The organism is Rhodospirillaceae bacterium, assembly GCA_016722635.1.
Classification (GTDB): Bacteria; Pseudomonadota; Alphaproteobacteria; order JAEUKQ01; family JAEUKQ01; genus JAEUKQ01.
On the sequence record JADKIX010000003.1, the window covers coordinates 414902 to 435740 of the forward strand.

The window sequence follows — 20839 nt, forward strand, 5'->3', positions numbered from 1 at the left end:
ACCTGGGGCTTGCCACGCATCTGTACGAGCCGATCCAGCTCACGCACGACACGTAGCCCCGGCAGGGAAGTGTCCGCACTTTAATAATCTGTTCTTCCGTAAATCTCTTCTTCATAGGTCTGTTCTTTCTGCCCTGTCTTAAGGGCCTTGATCTATACCAGACCCTCCTCTATTTTGGACTAGTTTATTGGGGAGCAGGTCAAATATCGTTCCTGAATTCGTTTCTTAATCTGCTCTTTCTCATAACGTCCTTTATAACACTTTCTTCGTCATCTAGGACAGTCGCCGAAATTTTTCATCGGGAAAGATAAGCCTAAAATTAAGATATCCTAGTTGCCTGGAACCAGAATCTTGACTATATTACAACCTGTCCGTTTTGGATCCCATATAAGAATGATCTATCGGTCACATCGTTATGGGTTTTTGAATCATTTAGAATAGGTATAATGGCTTAGATAGGATTTATCTTGTTTGCAGATTTGGAAGCCTGTACAGCTCTTGTCCTTAATGCCGATTTCCGGCCGCTTAGTTATTTTCCTTTATCATTATGGTCCTGGCAAGATGCCATTAAGGCCGTTTGCCTGGAAAGGGTTCATATCCTTTGCGAATATGACCGCTATGTCAGCAGCGCGACCCTCCGCATGAAAATCCCCAGCGTCATTGCTTTAAGGGAATTTATCCCCCTATCCCGCAAGCCAGCTTTTACCAGATTTAACGTATTCTTGCGCGATTGTTTCACCTGCCAATATTGCGGCACTCCCCATAAGGCCGCAGAACTGACCTTTGATCATGTCATACCTAGGTCAAGAGGGGGAAGAACCAATTGGGATAATGTGGCAACCGCTTGCCAAACCTGCAATATGAAGAAAGGCAACAATCTGCCAGAGGTAAGTAGGATGATCCCGCTGCGCTATCCCAAAGAACCAAGCAGTTGGGAATTACAAGAACAGGGGCGTTTTTTTCCGCCCCATCACCTGCACCAAAGTTGGCGGGACTTTTTATATTGGGACAGCGAACTCGAAGAAAGCTAAACTTTCTTTGACAGCCAAATTGCTGTTCTGGTCAAGGCCTGAATGGCTGTTTTCAAAACAGGATAGGCAGGCGCCTCATTTGCCTTATTTGCAAGGGCGGTATCGCGGTGATGGCATTCATCTTCCCGGCATTCGGCAATAACCGCCTTTAAAGAAGATTGGTTGGGGGGTAATTTTGCCAATTGTTCCTGATAATGCCGGTCAATTACTTCCTCAACTGCCACGGTACAAGCCATCGCGGCCTTAACCCCCATTGCTGCAGTGATGACCCCCAATCCATAGCCAGCCATATGCCAAATCGGATGCAACAAGGTTGGACGGACTTTTTCTTGCCGCAATAATTGATTGAAAATATCCAAATGCTTTTGCTCTTGTTGCAACATGTTTTGCACAAGGGCAACCGTAGGGGTATCCTTGAGCACAGCCAATTGCCCTTGGTAAATACGGATCGCCCCATATTCCCCCGCCTGATTGACGCGCAAGGCCTGATGCAGGCTTTCCTGCTCACTTAAATCACCCGGCAAGGGGGGATGGTAGGCATCATTAAACATTCACTTTTCCCTTCCGGGTTGCCCTGGCCAGATAGGCCAATAAACCAACCCCTGTCACCGCATACAATAAATTATAGCCTGTCATGGAAATACCAGCCCATGTCCAAGCCGGACGGTCACAACGAACCAAAGGCTGGGTTTGCAAGGCCCGGATAAAAGACCCAGGATCCTGCCCAATATCAATCGGGGTGCCTGCACAAGCATTCGTGCCTGCCCACCATTGCTGCTCAACACCCACATGGAAAACCGCCACCGCGCCGCTCGCAGCAATACATAAAATACCTAAGGCAGCCAACCAACGGGAGGGCCAAAACAGGGCAGCAACCAACGCCACAAGCAAACCGGCCACATAGGGATACCGCTGATAGTGACAGAGGATGCAAGGCGCAAGCCCGCCCCAATATTGAGCCATGAGGGCTGTAAAAAGAGCCGCAAAACACCAGCAAAACATTAAAATAAAAACAATATGGGCAGTATGGGCAGGATGTTTTTTGACCACAATTTTCTCCTTACAACCACTATGATGTTTTTCTTATCATAAAAAAGCGATACTGGCAAAACCCGCAATAATTAGGATAACCAGCAGCAAAATGCTTAGCCCACGATAACGGGCCATCATCAGATGGACATATGTACCATAGCGATAAACCAGAAACCCAACAATTATAAATCGCAGTCCCCGCGTCAAGATCGACATCCCCAAAAATATCCGCCAATCGAACCCCGCTATGCCGCTGGCTATGGTTATCAATTTATAGGGGATGGGGGTTAACCCTTTTAAAAAGATAATCCATACACCCCATTCCGCATAGATCTGCCGGAACCTTGCCAAGTCCGATTCGAACCCATAGGTACGGACAACCCACTGGCCCAATGTGTCATATAACCAAGCCCCGATGCCGTAGCCGATCATCCCACCCACCACCGATCCAACCGTGCAGGTAATCGCCCACCGCACCCAATGATTAGGACGGCCTATAACCAAAGCAATCAAAAAAATATCGGGAGGCAGTGGAAATATCCAGCTTTCAAAAAAGGCAAAACAGAAAAGGTAAAAGCCAGCCCACCGGTGCTCCGCCCACCGCGTCATCCGTTGTTGGAAAGATATCTTCTTTGATGGTATGGCCTGTTCGTCCATGTAGCTTTCGGTTCCCTGCCCTTATTCGCTAACCCTGTTTTCTAAATCGCCAATATGGCTGATAGTGATTTTTATATGGTCGCCCGCCCGCAGGAAGCGCGGCGGATTAAAGCCCATGCCAACGCCTGCCGGTGTGCCGGTCGCGATGATATCGCCCGGCTGCAAGGTGATTCCCGCAGCCAAGGTAACGATTAAGCTTGGGATATTAAAAATCATTTTTGAAATGCTGCTTTCCTGACGTAATTCCCCGTTGACCCAACATTTAATTGTTAAGTCTTGCTGGCCAATTTCTTCTTTGGTAACAATCCAAGGACCCATGGGCAGGAAAGTATCCAGGGATTTCCCCAGGAACCATTGTTGATGGCGTTTTTGGATATCCCGCGCTGTCACATCATTAGCAATCATATAGCCGAAAATATGCTCATCCGCTTGCGCCAGGGTAATATTTTTGGCCGTTTTGCCAATAACCACCGCTAGTTCTGCCTCATAATCGATTTTTGAGCTTAAATATTTCGGCAATTTGATGGATTGGTTGGGCCCAATAATACAATTATCTGCCTTGGTAAAAAAAATAGGGTATTCGGGGACAGCATCCCCGCTGACAGCTGTTTGGCTGACTTCCTTCAAATGCTCGTGGTAGTTTTTCCCCACACAAAACACATTGCGGCCAGGTTTGGGGATGGGCGCTAACAGCGTGATTTGGCTAAAAGGGATCGATGGCGCTTCAAAAGATGTTTTTTGCTTGATAATATCCATCATATCGAACGCCAACGGCTTAACGGTTTGTTGTCCTAAATCAACAGCCCCGGCCAATTGCTGACCTTGGTATAAGAAAGTCGCATACTTCAAGTGAACCCCCTAAACTTTTGCCGTCGTAGCGGGCCGTAAACCCAATTGTTTCAAAGAATGATCAACCCATAAAGCGGTTAATTTTTCTTGCAAGGAATTTTGCGATAGACGCCCGGATAATACTCCCCAATCCACATGATCGAGTGGTTGGTCTTGGTTGCTACAAGAAAATACCACTGTTTCTTTACCGGTTACCGGATCACGGTGGGTTTGCAAACATTGGGCACAGATTTCTTTCATCATACATTGCATCGGCGAATTGATGGAACCGATGGCTTGATGGTTTTTTGAAATAAAGGGCGCCAGAATTCCGTGCCGCGCCCGGGCAACCGCCGCCATCATCCGGTCGGAACCAATGGCAATCAGCCGGTCGGTTTCCTTCATCGACAAGACCGGTGTGCCAAGACGGCCGCTGGCATAGGCCGCCATCGCTTCCACAATATTACCCACAAAACTTTTATCTTGCGGCCTTTCTGGCAAAAATCCCGGAGCTTCATCACAACACCACACCACAACATCTGCCGCGGCTTCAATTTGCTCGATCTTGTAACGGTCTTGGCGTTTTTTATATCCGGCAAAATACAAAACTTTGGTGCCAGCGGCGCGCAAGGCTGCGCCAATTGAAAACAATACCGCATTGCCAAGCCCCCCGCCCACCAAGACCGCCAGTCGTTCGGTAACAATTTCTGTAGGCGTGCCGGTTGGCCCCATGAGGACGACTTGTTCGCCCGGTTGCAGATGGGCGCATAAATCAGAAGACCCCCCCATTTCTAGGGCAATAACGGCAATCAGGCCTTTTTCGATATCCGTCCAAGCGCCCGTCATCGCCAATCCCTCCATCGCGAGTAAAGTATGGTTGGTGTATTTGGCATAATTTTCATAATTCTGCAGGCGGTAAAACTGACCGGGCTTGAACGAGGATGCAGCCTGTGGGGCTTTTAGCACCACTTCCACAATATTTGGGGTCAACCGGTTGACGGCATGGACAATTGCCGGTAACTGCTGATTGAGTTGCTGCACCAAATCTTTCGCGGAAACGGTCGTTGGCAGGCGCTTCGATAAAATACGGCTGACCACCGGATATCCCTGCTTGGCGCTGCCCATAGCTTTCACCACATTCCCAAAAAAAGACGGATGCAGGTCGCCAAAGAAACTGATAAACCGGCCGTCAGGATACCGTGACATCAGCATTTCGGGGACGGGTGGTTTGGCAAGCGCTTGAACCGGCTTAACCGGCAGGCCATTTGCATCAATGGCTTGGAAATAACGCCCTTCAACCTTAATGATATCGCTTTCTTCCTTGGCCAAGGTGGTATTCGGTTGGGTTCCGGCTGCAATTAAAATGCTGCGCGCAGGCAATATCTTTTCGCTAACCCTCCCTTGTTGCTCCACTTTCACCCTTAAACCTTTGACGGCTTGGTATTCATCAACCTCAACCGCCAGCGGGGTCACCCCTTCGGCAAATTGGATCCCCTCCTCCATGGCAATCGCCACTTCCTCATGATTCAAGGTATAACTGGGGGCCTCTATCAATTGGCGCCGATAAGCAACCGTTACGCCCCCCCATGATTCAATCAAAGACTGAAATTTTGGTAACCTGTCTTGTTTTTTGGCAGCCACACGCTCAGCACGAATGGCTGCCGCATGGGATAGGAATTCTTGGGAAACAATGGCTTCTTCTGCCGTCCAGTTTTTGCGGACGGTTGTTTCCCCCAACTTGCCCACCAATATTTGGTAACGTTCGGCAAATTTCTCCACCTGCCGTACATAATAAGCCATAGCTTCCGTAGCCGTATCAATGGCGGTCAAACCGCCACCGATCACGACGACCGGCAAGCGCAGTTGTAAATTGGCAATAGATTCATGACGGGCAGCACCCGTCAACTGCAAAGCCATTAAAAAGTCCGAAGCCATCCGCACCCCTTTCGCCAAGGCATAGGGCATCGGAATATTGGTTGGACGACCAGCGCCCGCACATAAAGCAATATGATCAAAACCTAAATTCATGGCAGCTTCTATGGTGATGGTGCCGCCAAAACGTACCCCGCCAAACAGGCTGAAATGCTCACGCCTTTCCAAAAGCAGGCGGATGATTTTTAAAAAATTCTTATTCCAACGGACGGTGATCCCATACTCAGCAACCCCGCCAAATCCCGCCAACACCCTTTTATCAAGATCTTCCTCAAGCACTTTATAATCCTGGATGGGTTCGAAAGAAATGCGCTGACCGTTATGTTGAATGCCGGATAAATTCGGCGACAGCGGTTCAATTTTCAACCCATCAACGGCCACAATGCTATGGCCATCATTCATCAGATGATGGGCAAGGGTAAAACCGGCAGGCCCCATCCCCACCACCAGTATTTTATACCCGCTCTCCGGCTTTGGCAAAGGCCGCCTGATATTTAAGGGATTCCACCGCGTTAATAAACTGTAAATTTCAAAGCCCCAGGGCAATTCCAAAACATCCTTTAAAACCCGGGTTTCCACCTGGGGGATATTGACCGGTTCTTGTTTTTGATAAATGCAGCTTTTCATGCAGTCATTGCAAATACGGTGGCCGGTTGCCGCCAGCATGGGGTTATCCACCACCGCAACCGCTAACGCTGCAACAGCGTAGCCTTGGGTTTTCAAGCTGTGCATTTCAGATATTTTTTCTTCCAAAGGGCAGCCCGTCAGGGTAACCCCGAATACGGATTTCTGAAATTCACCGGTTTTGCGGTCTCTTAACCCCTTGGAACAGGAATCTTTCCCCTGATCGTGACAAAGGATGCAATAATGGGCTTCATCTAAAGCATGCTTTAAATCAGCACCTACATCCGTTAAAGAAAAACCATCCCGTGACCGATGTTTAGATGGCGGCAAGCGCAGCATGCGCACCCCGTCCTTTTCTATCACATCCAGGGGGATCAGATGCTGGTGATCTAATTTATGAGGCTGATGAAATAAAATACCTTTTTGGTGACGTTTTTGTCCCATCGGGGTTAAGGTTGCCCAGGCCGCGTATCTTAAGGCTATATTTTTTTGGGTTTGATGGATATCTGGCTGTTTTTCCCACTCCATCACTTTGGTTGCAAAAGCCAGCTCATCCCAATCTTTACCTAGGATATCCGTTAATTGTTGGTCTAATTCCCCTACGGAGAATAAAGCAGCCTCTTCCCCTTTAAAAGCCTTGACAGCCTGCCGCTGGACAAATAGGCGTTTGCAAGCATAGAGAGGCGCCAATTGATGAGTTTGGGCTGATAAAGCTTGTAATTTGTTTTCCACACCAAATAGTTCACCGATAAACTGCTCCAGGTAAGGGGCCAATTCAATCAGCAGATTGCTTTCTTCCAAAGGTTTAGCAGCCGCTGGATTAGCCCTGGCAGCCAATAAGCGCCCAACCAACGGTTGCTGATGTTTTTCCAGATACTCCATAAAAGCGTGATCCAATTTGATGATGCCGGTACGATCATAAAGGTCAAGGAATTGAAGACCGCCAGCAAGCTTTAATTGCCGAACCGACGACGGCAACTGCCTCACATTCGTTTTCGTATTTTTCATCATTCCATCCTTTTTATCTGCACCCACAGCAACTGAATATTTCATTGATCAGCATCAGCAAAAAAATTTATTTATTTCGCTTACTCACCTATATAAAGAAATGAAAGAAATTTAAAGAAAATCCTTTCAATAATTTTTCTTATGGATAAAAGATAATAATGTGAAAGAAAAAATATTCTAAGCCAGATGATAAATGATGGTTTCAAAGCAAAACCCATCTTACGAATTTCATTCGTCCAATCATAAAGGTTATAAGCATGCCGCCTGGCGTTACAATTTTAGAAGACATTATCGGGAAAGGACCTGAAGTCCAACGGCACCGATTTTATCGCATGTCATTGTCAATCTGGCTCAATCAAAGGGAACCGCTCATATGGTCACAGTCCCCTCGATTTATGGCGTTTGGCCTTTCCGATACAAGCCAAATTTCGGAAGATGGTTGCGCCCTAACCACAGATTACCGGCTTGACCGGGAATTTCTTTTCGAGGGCTTATGCCAAGGTATCCAAGGAATGCGAATAGGCGGAAAAAAGATTTTGAGAATTGCGCCTTTTTTAGCCTACCGTAACCAGGGGGTAGAAAAAATAATTCCCCCGAACGCTTCATTAAAAGTTGAAATCATCATCCACGGGGAAAGGAAAATACCGTAAAATACGTTAACCAAGGGATTAAAATGTTCTCACAAGAACAATGATAACAATGAATAAAGCGAGAAGCTTCAGGAAGTTTGCTGGTCAATATTGGTGTCCTCGGCGCGACTCGAACGCGCGGCCTACAATTTAGGAAACTGTTGCTCTATCCACCTGAGCTACGAGGACATGATCAATCACGTTTTAGCTTGATCTTTATAACAAAAAAATTCCTTAATAAGCAAGTGCCTGATTAACTGTTTTTACCGTCCCATCAACAATTTTTATCTGCAATTTTTTCTAGAATTGCTAGAATGCGGTGGTTTCAATGATGTTATTTTTGACTAGGAAATACATGCAATGCCTGAAGTAACCGCCCATATTGCGTTGATTGATGATGATAAAAACATTTTACAAAGCCTCTCTATCTTCCTGAAACAACAAGGATTTGATGTGAGTTGCTTTAGTGATGGCCGAGAAGCCTTACATAGCCTTGTGCGCGAGCCTATGGATCTGGTCATTTTAGATATTAAAATGCCGGTTTTGGATGGCATGAAGCTTTTACAAAAATTGCGTCAACAGTCGCTAACGCCAGTCATTTTCCTGACGTCTAAGGATGAGGAAGCGGATGAAGTCGCGGGCTTGCAAATCGGGGCGGATGATTATATCCGTAAGCCTTTCTCACAGCGCTTGTTACTCGAGAGAATCCGCGCAGTCCTTCGCCGTCATCAACCTTTGCCTTTACAATCCATTGCCGCTACCGAACATAATCATCATGAGAAAATAGTTATCAAGGGATCCTTAACCTTAAATCCGGCACGACACAGCTGCGCTTGGAAAAACCAGCCGGTTCCCTTGACCGTCAGTGAGTTTTTGTTGCTGAAATTACTCGCAGCCTTCCCAGGCCACGTTAAGACCCGTGATCAATTGATTGATACCGCCTACGGTCAAGATTATTATGCCGATGACCGCACTATTGACAGTCACATTAAAAGAATCAGGCATAAATTTAAGAAAATTGACAGTAGTTTCGATCAAATTGAAACCCTGTACGGGTTGGGATATCGCTATAAAATAGAGTAACCTTTAAAATAACTGATATTCGGGAAAGATTGCCCCCTTCATGCTAAAATTTCTGACAAAGATAAATTTTAAAAATCGGCGATCGAGGCTATCCCGACGCATATTACTGATTAACTTGCTTGCCTTACTGATCCCGCTGATTGGTATTTTGCAAACCAATAAATATCGGCAAACTTTAATTGAACGGGAAGAAAATGTTTTGGAAACCGACGCCAAGATCTTCGCTGCAGCCTTGGCCAGTACTGCCATTATTTGGGGTGAATTTGGCGAAGAACGTTTATCGCCTGAGCTTGCACTCGCCGCGCTCAAACGTTTAGAAAGCATATCGGGGCATCGGGCCAGGCTATTTGTTCCAGGTGGGATATTGATTACCGATACCGCAGGGACTTCTTTTGCCAGCAATTCCATCCAAATAGAAGTCCTGCCTGACCCATCCTCCCTGGGTGATTTCAACGATCTGCTGAATTCCCTTTCCTCTTTCATGTCATATTTAACGTTTGAAAATCAAAAACTGGAAATGTACCAGGAATTCCCCATCCAAACCGCTAGCAATTATCCCGAGGTTGTCCAAGCCCTTGATGGCCAAAACAGCCATATGGTACGCCAAAACAGCTCCGGGCAATTAATTTTAACGGCGGCTGTCCCGGTCCAGCTTTACAGGCGCGTGCTAGGGGCTCTTTTATTATCCACGGATGGCAGCAATATTTCCTTGGCAATACGGCGTTTCCACATGGATATTTTGTTGGTTTTTTTGATCAGCCTGTCCGTGACCACCCTTTTATCGTTTATTTTGTCACAGACCATTGCAAGACCCATCCATCAATTGGCAAAAGCGGCTGAAGAAGTGCAAATACTATATTCCTCGCCAGGCAAGCCAGACCGAAGAAGACGCCAATTGACAGCGGCCTCTATCTTATCGTCTGCTGTGCCTCATTTAACACATCGACGGGATGAAATCGGCTATTTATCCTTATCGTTGCAACGGATGACGGAAGCCTTGCGAGATCAAATCGACAATATGGAACGTTTCGTAGCCGATGTTTCCCATGAATTCCGCAACCCCTTAACTTCCATGCGTAGCGCTTTAGAAAATTTGGCACGGACACCGCTTGCGGAGGCCGACCAAAAAATGATTTCTATCGTTCAAGAAGATATCGGCAGGCTCGATCGCCTAATCCACGATATTGCCGAATCATGCCGGTTGGATGCCGAATTTTCTAAAACTCCGCCTGAATTGTTTGATTTATGCCATTTGCTTAACACATTTGTCCAAATTAACAGACAGGTTAGCGCCCAAGCTTTCATAATCCATGTTCCACCTACTCCATTACCGGTTTACGGCCACCGGAATCGATTGGCCCAAGTTTTACAAAATTTGGTTGAGAACGCCCAATCCTTTAGCCCGGAAAATGGAAAAATTTATCTCAACGCAGGATCCACCAAATCGGATATATGGTTTTCCGTTGGCGATGACGGGCCGGGCATTGCGGAAGAAAATCTTGAAAAAATCTTTGAACGATTCTTTTCGTTGCGGCCCAACCAGGAGAAATTCGGTACACATTCAGGCCTGGGATTAAGCATATGCCGCCAAATAATTGAGGCCCATGGCGGCTGGATTGTTGCTCAAAACCGCTCCCCTGATGGCTCCCAGGCAGGGGCCGTTTTTACCGTTACCTTACCTGCAATTTAGAAAGATATTGCTTCAACATTTGAAATAGAATTATTTTGTCGCAAAAAACCTATGGATCATTGATAATCTGGTGAAATTTTAAGCAAAAACTAAATAAAAGATTTCCTGCATGCCCCCATCAAGCACGTTACAAAACCATCCCATCATTATCGTGACAAGCCTTTCCGGTGCCGGGCGAAGCACCGCATTAAAAGCCTTTGCGGATATGGGCTTTTATGTGGTTGATAATTTGCCCATGACTTTCTTGCAAGCTTTCAGTTACGAAAATAACGAATCATTATCCCATAGCCCTTTTGCCCTGGGCATTGATAGCCGGACCATCGGTTTTTCCTCGCATCTCTTACAAGAAGTTATTGGCCGCTTAAAAGCCAAAGAAGGCTTTGATGTACGTCTTTTATACTTGGATTGCGATAATGATGTGTTGGTCCGGCGCTTTACGGAAACGCGACGCCGTCACCCCTTGGCCTCCGATCGTCCCGTTATGGATGGCATTATCCAAGAACGCGCGTTACTGGCGCCACTCAAAGACCAAGCGGATTTGGTGATTGATACTTCCGCGTTATTGGCGGTTGATTTAAAAGAAAAATTGCGCCAATTTGGCAGCCTGGTATTAGGTTCATCCTTAGCCATCACAAAAATGTCGATCCACTTGACATCATTTTCCTATCGACACGGATTGCCGCGTGATGCAGATTTGGTTTGGGATTTGCGCTTTTTGCGTAACCCTCATTACCAAGAATCAATCCGTCATTTAAGTGGGCAAACGAAAATGGTGCAAGCCTATATTCAAGCAGATCCTTTATATGAACAATTTTTTCAATCTTTAAAAACCCAACTTTTGATCCTGTTACCGGCCTTTGAACATGAAGGGAAAAGTTATTTGAACATTGCATTGGGTTGCACCGGGGGTAAACACCGTTCTGTTTTTATAGCGGAAGCATTGTCAAATTGGCTGCTTAGCCAAGGCTATCAGCCGACGATAAAACATCGAGACTTAGGGTGAGCATTTTGCTAATATCCCGAAGATTCGGTATTAGTTTCAGGAGAGGTATATGATCGGGATTGTTTTGATAACCCACGGAAAGTTAGCTTTAGAGTTTTTCAGCACGTTAGAACATGTAGCAGGTCCACAGGAAAATATTAAATGTGTCTGTATCGCCAGCGCCGATAATATGGAGCATAAGCGCCAAGAAATCCAGCAAACCATTCAATCCGTCAATCTGGGTCAAGGGGTCATTGTATTAACCGATATGTTTGGTGGTGTTCCATCCAACCTGGCTATTTCTATCATGGAACAAGAACCGATTGAGGTTATTGCTGGGATTAATTTACCGATGCTCGTGAAATTAACCCGCATAAGGCAAAGCGGTTCTTTAATTGAGGCAGCCACCGCTGCCCAAGAAGAAGGTCGCAAATATATCAATATTGCGTCCCAAGTTCTTAATAATCGAAAAGCAACCCTACCCTTGGTAAAATGATTATAATCTTAAAAATTCTTAATAAACGCGGCTTACACGCCAGGGCTGCCGGAAAATTCGTCAAGACTGCGGGCTTGTTTGCCAGTGAAATTGTCGTTTTAAAGAATGGGCTTGAAGCTTCTGGGCAATCCATCATGGAATTACTGATGTTAAATGCCGGGCAGGATGACCAGATCACGATTAAAGCTGAGGGGGTGGACGCGGAGCAGGCGGCACTTGCCTTGAAAACACTGATCGAAAATAAATTCAGCGAAGATTAAGGCAATCAAATGCCTTCTTCGGAAATAATGATCGCCGTATTTTGCCTTTCCCAAGCAAAAAAAGTTTCTTGTTTTTTATTTCATTTCCCCCTACTGCTATATCAACTACTGACCCGCACTTGCATGCACATAAAGGAAGAAATCAATGATGAAAAAAACTGATTATAAAGTGGCTGATCTGTCTTTGGCAGAATGGGGCCGGCGCGAAATCAGTATTGCTGAAACGGAAATGCCGGGATTAATGGCTTTAAGGCAAGAATATGCAGCCCAGTCCCCCTTGAAAGGCGCTAAAATTACTGGTTGCTTGCATATGACCATCCAAACAGCAGTCCTCATTGAAACATTGGTTAAATTAGGGGCAGAAATACGGTGGAGTTCCTGCAATATTTTTTCAACCCAAAATCATGCCGCCGCCGCCATTGCAGCCGCTGGCATCCCGGTATTTGCTTGGAAAGGGATGAGTGAGGAGGAATATTGGTGGTGTGTGGAACAAACCATTACCGGCCCCAATCAATGGACGCCGAATTTATTGCTGGATGATGGGGGTGATTTAACCCAGGTTTTGCATGAGAAATATCCACAATTGTTGAAAAACATTAAGGGGGTTTCAGAAGAAACCACAACCGGAGTACGCCGTTTATATGAAATGGCTAGCCAGAAAAAATTGGCAATTCCTGCCATGGATGTCAATAGCTCCGTCACCAAATCAAAATTTGATAATTTATACGGCTGCCGCGAAAGCCTGATTGACGGTATCAAGCAAGCGACAGGGGTAATGTTGGCCGGAAAAGTAGCGGTAGTTTGCGGTTTTGGCGATGTCGGCAAAGGTTGTGCCAGTTCTTTAAGAGGCCAAGGCGCCCGCGTTATCATAACGGAAATTGATCCTATTTGCGCCCTGCAAGCTGCCATGGAAGGATACCAGGTGACAACGCTTGAAGACGTGGCCGGTTATGCGGATATTTTTGTGACTGCCACCGGAAATGTGGATATCATCACGCTCGATCATATGCGCAACATGAAAGACCGGGCGATTGTTTGCAACATCGGGCATTTTGACCAAGAAATCCAGATTGATGCCCTTAGGAATTACCGGTGGGAAGAAGTGAAGCCGCAAGTTGATGAAGTGGTCTTCCCGGACGGCAAAAGATTGATTGTTTTAGCTAAAGGGCGTTTAGTTAATTTAGGCTGTGCCAGCGGACACCCAAGTTTTGTGATGAGTACATCCTTTACCAACCAGGTGTTAGCGCAAATCGAATTATGGCAGAACCACAAAAACTATACGAAAAACGTTTTCACGTTACCAAAAAAACTAGATGAAAAAGTGGCGGCCCTCCATTTGGCAAAAATTGGGGTTAAATTGACAACCCTGAATAAAAAACAGGCTGATTACATTAATGTCCCAGTTAAAGGGCCGTTTAAACCAGAAAGCTATCGCTACTAATGATTGCTGCAGAATCTAGGGTTGATAAAATTCCATTTTTATCAACCCCGTCTTATGAGTAACCTGCTTTACCCGCATGCCTTATCTTTGTGAGATACAAGCTGGCAATCAGGCAAATTCCTTTTTAAAGATTGCGGTTGCTCCCACATTTTGTTACCATTTTGTTAACTCTATTCATTACTTGGCCATAAGGTTACCCGCCCATGAATGACCCTGCTCTTTTCTGGTTTATGGTTGGTGCCTTAGTATTATCATGCCTTTGCTTGCTGGTTTTAGCAATTAGCCATTTTCGTTTGAAAAAATCCCAAAGAAAAAATCAATCTTTTTTGGAAGGCTTAGCCGGTCAGGGGAAAGTTTATGCTTTTTATAAAGATTCAGGCGGCACACCAAGCGCCAGCTTTTGGACAGCTATCATAACAACCCCTACCCTCGATCACATTTTATCAGAGGAAGACCATCAAGCGCTCAATCAGGAGATCCAGGGACGCTTGGCATCTGCACCGATCGGATTTTGGTATACAAGCTCCGCTGGTAAAATAATGTTTTGCTGCGTTTATCAACAAGAAAATCGCCTTTACTTATTGCTTATTGATCATTTGGTGCTCTCGGATTTTTATCAAACCCTTTTACAGCGGGAATACATACTGAATGATCTTCCTTTTCCGGTTTGGGGTAGAAAGAAAAATTTACAGTTATTCTATTGCAATCAAGCCTACGCCAATATTTTAGGTAAAGACCAAATCTCCATTATATTGGATCATAGCGAGCTGCTGGCGCCGGGGCAGGGTATTAATCTGCAGAAATTGGCAGGACGTTCGCTAGATTTAAACCTGACCCAGTCAGAAAGCCACCATGTTATCATCGGTGGCAAACGGCATTTATTGGATTTTCAAGAAACCCCCGTTTCTGAGGAAGGGTTAAAGAAAGATTTTGCAACGATAGGGATTGCTTTGGATGTTACCGGTTTGGAGGATTTACAAAACCGCTTATCGCAGCAAATTTCCGCCCATGCAGAGATACTAGAGACGATTGACACCGGCATTGCCATCTACAGCCCCGAAAGCCGTCTGCGCTTTTTCAACCAGGCTTACTGTAAAATTTTAGGATTGTCTGAAAATTTCTTGGGCAAAAATCCCAGCATGGCAGATGTTTTGGAGCAGTTAAGAAACCATCGCCGCATTCCCGAACAAGTTGATTTTGTGCAATATAAGAAAGATTTAGTTAGGCTTTATATGTCTGTTACCGAATCTTTTCAAGAATTGTGGCATTTAAGTGATGGGTCAACGCTGCGTCTGGGGGTTTCTCCCCATCCTTTTGGCGGGGTATTAATGCGGGTTGATGACGTCACGGATCGGCTTAGTTTGGAGCGGTCTTATAATACATTAATTGACGTTCAACGGGCAACGATTGACCACCTCCATGAAGCCGTGGCTGTTTTTGGCAGCGATGGACGCTTAAAACTTGCCAACGCCGCCTACCGCAAATATTGGCAGCCGGAAAATACCTCCGTTAATCAGACCCCCCATATCACCGAAATTGTCCCCAAGATCGAAGCCATCTTATTACCCCAACCAGGCAAGTCATCAGCCATACAAGCGACGGAAGTTATTGGGTTAATTACCAATGGTCAATCAAGGCAGGGTAAAGTTGAATTGAAAGACGGCCGTGTTTTCCAATTTAGTGTGGAACCTTTACCAGACGGCAGCAGCTTATTTAGTTATTTGGATATTAGCGATAGTTTCCGGGCAGCGGAAGCCTTACAGCAACGCAATGAAGCATTGGAGGCCGCTGATAAAATGAAAACCACCTTCCTGGCCAATATTTCTTATGAGTTCCGCACCCCCTTGAACGCTATTGTGGGTTTTACCGAAATGCTGCAGGCGGGTTATTGGGGACAATTGCCCAAAGCGCAGCAACCCATCATGGGCAATATCATTGAAGCATCCGCCCAATTAACCCAATTGATCGATGATGTTTTAGATGTCACTGCCATTGAAGCAGGCTATTTGGAACTCGCGAGGCATCCGGTTAACTTACGTGAATTATTACAGCAAATGGTCGATTCACTGAGTCCACAGGCCAAACAACAGCAGATTGTCATCCATTTTTATCCCGCTATAAACCAGGCTTGGATTTATGGGGATGAAAAACGTTTAAAGCAGGCGTTAATGACCATTATCAGCAATGCCGTCAGTCGCTCTTCAGTGGGCAAAGCCGTCAATATCACTTTAAAATTTGAGCAAGGTTTGTTTATTTTAACGGTCAAAGATCAAGGTAAATTTTTGTCTCCCTTAGAGCAAAAAGCAACTTTTGAGAAATTTGCAGATAACCATGCCCGTAAAAAATCCGGGGCGAATTACCTGAGCATGGCCCTCAGCAAGCAATTAATTGTGATGCATCAAGGCAGTATCTCGCTTGAATCAAATACAGCAGAAACCACCATCACCTGCACTTTTCCCGCATAAATGCCCGAAAAATAGGGGATTATATACTTGACAGACCCACATACTAAATGTGGTGTGTTTATTTTTTTCCAAGCCCCCAACATACTTTTCGTTGGCTTCTACAATTGTATCCTTACCCCCCATCGGTTCAATGTGTAATTCACGCATTGCTTCACGCTCATTATGGCATTCCCTTAGTTATTAAGAAAACACTAAGTCATTCGCTTGGGTCTATTAAGTATATAATCCCCCAAACTATATTTTCCGAAGCTTATTTCATACGGCCATTGAGCATGATATTCAAGTTCTGCACTGCGGCTCCCGATGCGCCCTTGCCCAGATTATCGTAGACTGCCGTCAGCAAAACATGTCCCGAATTTTCTTTCGAGAACACGTAGACGTCGAGCTTATTGCTCCCATTCAAATATTCAGGATCCAGCTGAGACACGGCACGCGCCTGTTCCAAGGACAGAACATTGATATATTCGGTATCGGCATAATGCTCACTCAGACTAGAGTGAATCTGTTCAACCGATATGCCTGGTGCCAGCAAGCGCAGGTGAAGCGGCACATACAATACAATCCCTTGTCGGTATTTACCATAACTCGGTGTAAAGATAGGGCGATACTTCAGCAACGCCTCAGTCTGCATTTCTGGAACATGCTTATGTTCCAGGTTTAGCCCGTAACCGCGAAACGGCGCATTCGTATGCTGCGGATGCTGCGGATCCTCATAAGCGTCAATTAAAGAACGACCGGCGCCCGAATATCCGGAAATTGCATGTACGTTCACCGGATAATCGAGCGGTACTATTTTCGCTTCAGTCAACGGACGCAATAATGCAATAGCACCAGTAGGGTAGCAGCCCGGGTTAGATACACGCGGCGCCATTGCAATCCGCTGGCTCTGGCCAATGGTCAACTCAGGAAAACCATAGACCCAAGCCGGTGTGGTGCGATGGGCTGAACTGGCGTCCAGCACCCGAACTCGCGGATTTTTCACGAATGACACTGCTTGACGGGCCGCGTCGTCAGGCAGACACAAGATGGCGATATCACAAGAATTTATCGCCTCCGTGCGCCTTAATGGATCTTTTCGGTCAGCTTGGGGAAGTTGCAGCAACTCGATATCGCTGCGATTGCTCAGCTGGGAATGGATTTGCAGACCAGTGGTACCGGCTTCGCCGTCGATGAAAATAAGTGGTTTCATGTTTTATAAAAAATAAATATCCCGTTCAATCCGTGGCCCCTTGTTTTCTAGAGAAAGAAGAAAAAATTTACCTTTAAGACTTAAGAAAGCGGGTTAACCCCTGAAGTCGTTGAATATTCAAAATGCACCACCTCATCCGGGCGTAAATAGGCCCGGATGGCGTGGGCCGCGCTTGCGGCTTCGCTAAACCCGGTTAATATCAACTTCAATTTACCGGGATAGGCCGCAATATCGCCAACCGCATAAATACCAAGTTGGTTGGTTGCACAATGTTCAGGATTGATTTTGATATGGTGGTGATCAAGTGATAACCCCCAATCGGCAATCGGCCCTAATTGATTGGATAGGCCAAAGAAAGCCAGCAAGGCATCGGCCTTCAAGCTTTTCTGATGGCCATCCAAATCTTGCAACACCATTTCTGTCAAGAAACCATTCTGACCCTTTAATTCATGTAACTGATAGGGCACCACCACCTCTATTTTGCCCTTTTTAACAAGATCTTCCAGTTTTTCTAAACTGGCTGGGGCCGCCCGGAATTTCTGGCGGCGATGGATCAAGTAGGTTTTGGCGGTTAAGGGGCTCAGGTTAATCGCCCAATCCAGGGCAGAATCACCCCCACCCGCAATCACAATGGTTTTACCTGCAAACTGGCTGGGTTGGCGCACATGGTAAAAAACGCTTTTCCCCTCATATTCCTCAATATTAGCCAAAGGCGGGCGGTTGGGGCCAAATGCCCCTACCCCTGCCGCCACAATCACGGCCGATGCGTTGATAACCAAATTCTTATTGGTTTTTGCCTGCCATCTGCCTTCATAAAAATGCAATTGTTGGATTTGGTGCCCCAAATGGAAAACCGGATGAAAAGGGGCAATTTGCGCCTGCAATTTTTGGATTAAATCAGCCCCGGTAATCAGCGGGTAGGCTGGTATATCATAAATAGGTTTTTCAGGATATAAGGCATTGCATTGCCCGCCGATCATTTCAAGCGAATCAACCACCTGGCAACGCAGCTTTTGCATGCCGCAAGCAAAAACACTGAATAATCCAACAGGGCCTGCCCCCACAATTAAAACGTCAGTCGTATGATGTTGCATGATACCCGCATTTCCCTTTGTCATTGATAGAAATTGTTTGGTATATTATCCACTGAATTGATGTATAATGTCATCCTATTCTTATTAATTATAGATTAAGTTAACTCACGGTCGTTTTTTTTAGAAATATGTATCCCGAATTTCCTTCTTTGCCGATCCTTAGAAAGTTATCCAGCCAAAAACTGGCCGATATCAAAATTTTTGCCCGTCAATTGGCAATTCTTTGTAACCCAGGGGATATTATCGCTTTATGGGGAAATTTAGGGGCCGGTAAAACGACTTTCGCCCGCTATTTTATCCAAGCCTTATACCCCCAAATCGGGGAAATCCCCAGCCCCACTTTCCCCTTGGTTCAAGTGTATTCGGGTGGGACGGAAACTATTTGGCATTTTGATCTTTATAGGCTTCAACAACCGGAAGAAGTATTAGAGTTATCCATTGAAGAAGCATGGGCAACTGGCATTAGTTTAGTAGAATGGCCGCAACGTTTGAAGCATTTTTTGCCAAAAGAACGACTGGATATCATGATTGAATTTGCTGAAACAGCGGAAAAGCGGCATATTAGCGTATATGGATCTACCAATTGGCAAGAAAGACTAACTTTAGCAGGATTATTCGATGTCTAATCTCAAGGAACGAGAAATAAGCCTTCAGCATTTTCTTCGGGAACATGGTTGGCAACAGGCGCAAAGGATCAAAATTTCTGGGGATGCGTCTTTCCGGCAATATGAACGGTTACACCTTGCGAATCGGCAGTCCGCCATGTTAATGGATGCCCCGCCACCCAAGGAAAGGATTGATCATTTTCTAAAAATTGCCCAAATACTTCATAAAATGGAGATATCTGTCCCAGAGATCTTGGCCGTTGATCTGCAACAAGGCTTTATCATCATGGAAGATTTGGGAGATAATACCTACACCCGCTTACTGCAAACAGGCTATGAAGAAAAAAATTATATCAACTTGCCTGCGATCTTTTGATCCATATCCGTCATCATTCTGATCCCCCATCCTAGCGCAGTTATCACCTTTTGATTTAAATAAAGTGTTGCGCGAGGTTCAAGTTTTTACGGAATGGTATTGGCCAATGATTCATAAAACCCCTATTCCTGCAGCCACTCTGCAAGAATATGTTGAAATTTGGCAACATATTTTCCAAACAACCGCATCCCCGCATCAAGTATTGACCCATTTTGATTTTCATGTGGATAATTTGATGGTTCTGCCCCATAAACCCGGCATAAAAGCCTGTGGCTTGCTTGATTTCCAAGATGCCGTCCAAGGGCCTGCCATGTTTGATTTGATGTCTTTAATTGATGATGCCAGGCGGGATGTGGGCCAGGCTTTAGGCACGCAGCTTATTCACAGATATCAATCAGCCTTCCCCCAAGACCACCGGGAAGAATTTGATGCCAGTTATGCGCTTTTTGCGGCCCAGCGGCATACGCGCATTCTGGGCACCTTCGTCAGGCTTTTCAAACGGGATACCAAACCCGGTTACCTGCAATTTATCCCAAGGGTCTGGAAACAGTTGGAATCAGCCTTGGATTATCCCTCCTTACTACCTTTAAAAAATTGGTTTGCAGGCCATTTTCCTGCAAAAATAAGACATAACCCCTTAAGCTTGAAAGCCTAGCATATATTATGATGACCCAGTCACCTGTCATACGTACCGCCATGATTTTAGCCGCAGGCTACGCCACCCGGTTACGGCCCATATCAACCCATATGCCCAAAGCCATGGTTCCCATTTTGGGAAAACCCATTCTCGGCTATATCCTTGACCGCTTAAAAGAAGTCAATCTTGAAGAAGTGGTCATTAACAGCCATCATTTGGCAGACCATTTACACCAATATCTTGCCCGTCAAACCGGTATTAAAATCACCCTAAGCGAAGAAAAAGAAATTTTGGAAACAGGCGGCGGGGTCAAACAAGCATTGCCTTTGCTGGACAACCAGCCTTTTTATGTCATTAATGGCAAAATTATTTGGTTTAATGCCAGCCATAACGCCTTGCGGCATCTTGCCGGGCAGTGGGATGATACCAAAATGGATGTTTTGCTTTTATTGCAACCGGTAATCAAGGCGGTTGGGTATCACGCGGCCGGGGATTTCCATTTATTTGCAGATGGCACCGTAAAGCGCCGGGAGGATGGGGAGGTAGCCCCTTTCGTTTTCAGCGGCATCCAAATTATCCACCCAAGATTATTTGACACAAGCCCTACAGGGAAATTCTCCTTGAATGTCTTATATGATCAAGCGATTGCCAACCAACGTTTATATGCCGTCCGGCATGACGGTGAATGGTTGCATGTCAGTACGCCGCAAGATATCAAGGAAGTTGAAAATTACCTAAAAACCAAGCATCGGAACGGTTAAAAAATTGAACCCATTGACG

Annotated in this window: 20 protein-coding genes and 1 tRNA gene; 13 read left to right on the forward strand and 8 right to left on the reverse strand. The window is 45.7% G+C overall.

The genetic code is table 11. The features are described 5' to 3' along the window. Nucleotides 1-467: 467 nt before the first annotated feature. Nucleotides 468-1031 (forward strand): HNH endonuclease, encoded by a 564-nt coding sequence (locus tag IPP67_02235; protein MBL0338019.1) that lies wholly within the window; start codon nucleotides 468-470, stop codon nucleotides 1029-1031. On the opposite strand, the gene IPP67_02240 is transcribed toward IPP67_02235, so the two are convergent. Genes IPP67_02240 through IPP67_02260 form a run of 5 tightly spaced genes read right to left on the reverse strand, consistent with a single transcriptional unit; the run spans nucleotide 1028 to nucleotide 7115 of the window. Beyond that, on the reverse strand, nucleotides 1028-1582 hold the full coding sequence (locus IPP67_02240) for a demethoxyubiquinone hydroxylase family protein (protein MBL0338020.1): 555 nt from the start codon (nucleotides 1580-1582) through the stop codon (nucleotides 1028-1030). The genes IPP67_02235 and IPP67_02240 overlap by 4 nt on opposite strands. Beyond that, nucleotides 1575-2081 (reverse strand): disulfide bond formation protein B, encoded by a 507-nt coding sequence (locus IPP67_02245; GenBank protein MBL0338021.1) that lies wholly within the window; start codon nucleotides 2079-2081, stop codon nucleotides 1575-1577. The genes IPP67_02240 and IPP67_02245 overlap by 8 nt, the downstream gene beginning before the upstream one ends. Before the next feature lie 36 nt (nucleotides 2082-2117). Then, nucleotides 2118-2720 carry a DedA family protein gene (locus IPP67_02250; protein MBL0338022.1) on the reverse strand — a complete coding sequence of 201 codons (603 nt, stop codon included), beginning with the start codon at nucleotides 2718-2720 and terminating at the stop codon, nucleotides 2118-2120. Nucleotides 2721-2741: 21 nt separating this feature from the next. Then, entirely contained in the window at nucleotides 2742-3569 is an 828-nt protein-coding gene (locus IPP67_02255) for a fumarylacetoacetate hydrolase family protein (GenBank protein ID MBL0338023.1), read from the reverse strand. Between the two features lie 9 nt (nucleotides 3570-3578). Then, nucleotides 3579-7115, reverse strand: coding sequence for an FAD-dependent oxidoreductase (locus IPP67_02260; protein ID MBL0338024.1), 3537 nt, complete (start codon nucleotides 7113-7115; stop codon nucleotides 3579-3581). A 254-nt stretch (nucleotides 7116-7369) separates the two neighbouring features. On the opposite strand from IPP67_02260, the gene IPP67_02265 reads away from it, so the two are divergent. Further along, entirely contained in the window at nucleotides 7370-7762 is a 393-nt protein-coding gene (locus IPP67_02265; GenBank protein MBL0338025.1) for an FKBP-type peptidyl-prolyl cis-trans isomerase, read from the forward strand. A 91-nt stretch (nucleotides 7763-7853) separates the two neighbouring features. On the opposite strand, the gene IPP67_02270 is transcribed toward IPP67_02265, so the two are convergent. After that, nucleotides 7854-7930, reverse strand: a tRNA-Arg gene (locus IPP67_02270). A gap of 171 nt (nucleotides 7931-8101) precedes the next feature. Between IPP67_02270 and IPP67_02275 the strand changes: the two genes are divergently transcribed. From IPP67_02275 to IPP67_02305, 7 genes are all read left to right on the forward strand, one after another. Further along, nucleotides 8102-8824, forward strand: a complete 723-nt coding sequence (locus IPP67_02275) for a response regulator transcription factor (protein ID MBL0338026.1) — start codon at nucleotides 8102-8104, stop codon at nucleotides 8822-8824. Nucleotides 8825-8864: 40 nt separating this feature from the next. Next, nucleotides 8865-10514, forward strand: coding sequence for a stimulus-sensing domain-containing protein (locus tag IPP67_02280; protein ID MBL0338027.1), 1650 nt, complete (start codon nucleotides 8865-8867; stop codon nucleotides 10512-10514). Between the two features lie 109 nt (nucleotides 10515-10623). Continuing rightward, a complete protein-coding gene (gene rapZ / locus IPP67_02285; protein MBL0338028.1) occupies nucleotides 10624-11517 on the forward strand; it encodes an RNase adapter RapZ in 894 nt (297 codons plus the stop codon). Between the two features lie 49 nt (nucleotides 11518-11566). Next, a complete protein-coding gene (locus IPP67_02290; GenBank protein ID MBL0338029.1) occupies nucleotides 11567-11992 on the forward strand; it encodes a PTS sugar transporter subunit IIA in 426 nt (141 codons plus the stop codon). Continuing rightward, entirely contained in the window at nucleotides 11989-12252 is a 264-nt protein-coding gene (locus tag IPP67_02295) for an HPr family phosphocarrier protein (protein ID MBL0338030.1), read from the forward strand. The genes IPP67_02290 and IPP67_02295 overlap by 4 nt, the downstream gene beginning before the upstream one ends. 145 nt (nucleotides 12253-12397) lie before the next feature. After that, nucleotides 12398-13693 (forward strand): adenosylhomocysteinase, encoded by a 1296-nt coding sequence (locus IPP67_02300; protein MBL0338031.1) that lies wholly within the window; start codon nucleotides 12398-12400, stop codon nucleotides 13691-13693. A gap of 203 nt (nucleotides 13694-13896) precedes the next feature. Next, entirely contained in the window at nucleotides 13897-16158 is a 2262-nt protein-coding gene (locus tag IPP67_02305) for a PAS-domain containing protein (GenBank protein MBL0338032.1), read from the forward strand. 250 nt (nucleotides 16159-16408) lie between these two features. Here IPP67_02305 and argC read toward each other — a convergent pair whose 3' ends face one another. Together argC and IPP67_02315 are read right to left on the reverse strand one after the other, a co-directional pair. Beyond that, nucleotides 16409-17347, reverse strand: coding sequence for an N-acetyl-gamma-glutamyl-phosphate reductase (gene argC / locus IPP67_02310; GenBank protein MBL0338033.1), 939 nt, complete (start codon nucleotides 17345-17347; stop codon nucleotides 16409-16411). Between the two features lie 80 nt (nucleotides 17348-17427). Next, nucleotides 17428-18441: an NAD(P)/FAD-dependent oxidoreductase gene (locus tag IPP67_02315; GenBank protein ID MBL0338034.1), complete on the reverse strand. Its 1014-nt coding sequence runs from the start codon at nucleotides 18439-18441 to the stop codon at nucleotides 17428-17430. A 128-nt stretch (nucleotides 18442-18569) separates the two neighbouring features. On the opposite strand from IPP67_02315, the gene tsaE reads away from it, so the two are divergent. The 4 genes from tsaE (at nucleotide 18570) to IPP67_02335 (ending at nucleotide 20820) form a co-directional block, all read left to right on the forward strand. Further along, nucleotides 18570-19067: a tRNA (adenosine(37)-N6)-threonylcarbamoyltransferase complex ATPase subunit type 1 TsaE gene (gene tsaE / locus IPP67_02320; protein ID MBL0338035.1), complete on the forward strand. Its 498-nt coding sequence runs from the start codon at nucleotides 18570-18572 to the stop codon at nucleotides 19065-19067. Continuing rightward, nucleotides 19060-19422, forward strand: a complete 363-nt coding sequence (locus tag IPP67_02325; protein ID MBL0338036.1) for a phosphotransferase — start codon at nucleotides 19060-19062, stop codon at nucleotides 19420-19422. The genes tsaE and IPP67_02325 overlap by 8 nt, the downstream gene beginning before the upstream one ends. Nucleotides 19423-19528: 106 nt before the next feature. Continuing rightward, nucleotides 19529-20077, forward strand: a complete 549-nt coding sequence (locus IPP67_02330) for a phosphotransferase (GenBank protein ID MBL0338037.1) — start codon at nucleotides 19529-19531, stop codon at nucleotides 20075-20077. 8 nt (nucleotides 20078-20085) lie between these two features. Beyond that, nucleotides 20086-20820 (forward strand): nucleotidyltransferase family protein, encoded by a 735-nt coding sequence (locus IPP67_02335; GenBank protein MBL0338038.1) that lies wholly within the window; start codon nucleotides 20086-20088, stop codon nucleotides 20818-20820. Nucleotides 20821-20839 lie beyond the last annotated feature (19 nt).

Bases quoted from the DNA above. Each gene is read 5' to 3' on its own strand.
- IPP67_02250 (MBL0338022.1), bottom strand. From the start codon at position 2,720: ATGGACGAACAGGCCATACCATCAAAGAAGATATCTTTCCAACAACGG.
- IPP67_02325 (MBL0338036.1), top strand. From the start codon at position 19,060: ATGTCTAATCTCAAGGAACGAGAAATAAGCCTTCAGCATTTTCTTCGG.
- IPP67_02260 (MBL0338024.1), bottom strand. From the start codon at position 7,115: ATGATGAAAAATACGAAAACGAATGTGAGGCAGTTGCCGTCGTCGGTT.
- rapZ (MBL0338028.1), top strand. From the start codon at position 10,624: ATGCCCCCATCAAGCACGTTACAAAACCATCCCATCATTATCGTGACA.
- IPP67_02305 (MBL0338032.1), top strand. From the start codon at position 13,897: ATGAATGACCCTGCTCTTTTCTGGTTTATGGTTGGTGCCTTAGTATTA.
- argC (MBL0338033.1), bottom strand. From the start codon at position 17,347: ATGAAACCACTTATTTTCATCGACGGCGAAGCCGGTACCACTGGTCTG.
- IPP67_02330 (MBL0338037.1), top strand. From the start codon at position 19,529: ATGATTCATAAAACCCCTATTCCTGCAGCCACTCTGCAAGAATATGTT.
- IPP67_02290 (MBL0338029.1), top strand. From the start codon at position 11,567: ATGATCGGGATTGTTTTGATAACCCACGGAAAGTTAGCTTTAGAGTTT.
- IPP67_02275 (MBL0338026.1), top strand. From the start codon at position 8,102: ATGCCTGAAGTAACCGCCCATATTGCGTTGATTGATGATGATAAAAAC.
- IPP67_02300 (MBL0338031.1), top strand. From the start codon at position 12,398: ATGATGAAAAAAACTGATTATAAAGTGGCTGATCTGTCTTTGGCAGAA.
- IPP67_02295 (MBL0338030.1), top strand. From the start codon at position 11,989: ATGATTATAATCTTAAAAATTCTTAATAAACGCGGCTTACACGCCAGG.
- IPP67_02335 (MBL0338038.1), top strand. From the start codon at position 20,086: ATGATGACCCAGTCACCTGTCATACGTACCGCCATGATTTTAGCCGCA.
- IPP67_02280 (MBL0338027.1), top strand. From the start codon at position 8,865: ATGCTAAAATTTCTGACAAAGATAAATTTTAAAAATCGGCGATCGAGG.
- IPP67_02240 (MBL0338020.1), bottom strand. From the start codon at position 1,582: ATGTTTAATGATGCCTACCATCCCCCCTTGCCGGGTGATTTAAGTGAG.
- IPP67_02315 (MBL0338034.1), bottom strand. From the start codon at position 18,441: ATGCAACATCATACGACTGACGTTTTAATTGTGGGGGCAGGCCCTGTT.
- IPP67_02265 (MBL0338025.1), top strand. From the start codon at position 7,370: ATGCCGCCTGGCGTTACAATTTTAGAAGACATTATCGGGAAAGGACCT.
- tsaE (MBL0338035.1), top strand. From the start codon at position 18,570: ATGTATCCCGAATTTCCTTCTTTGCCGATCCTTAGAAAGTTATCCAGC.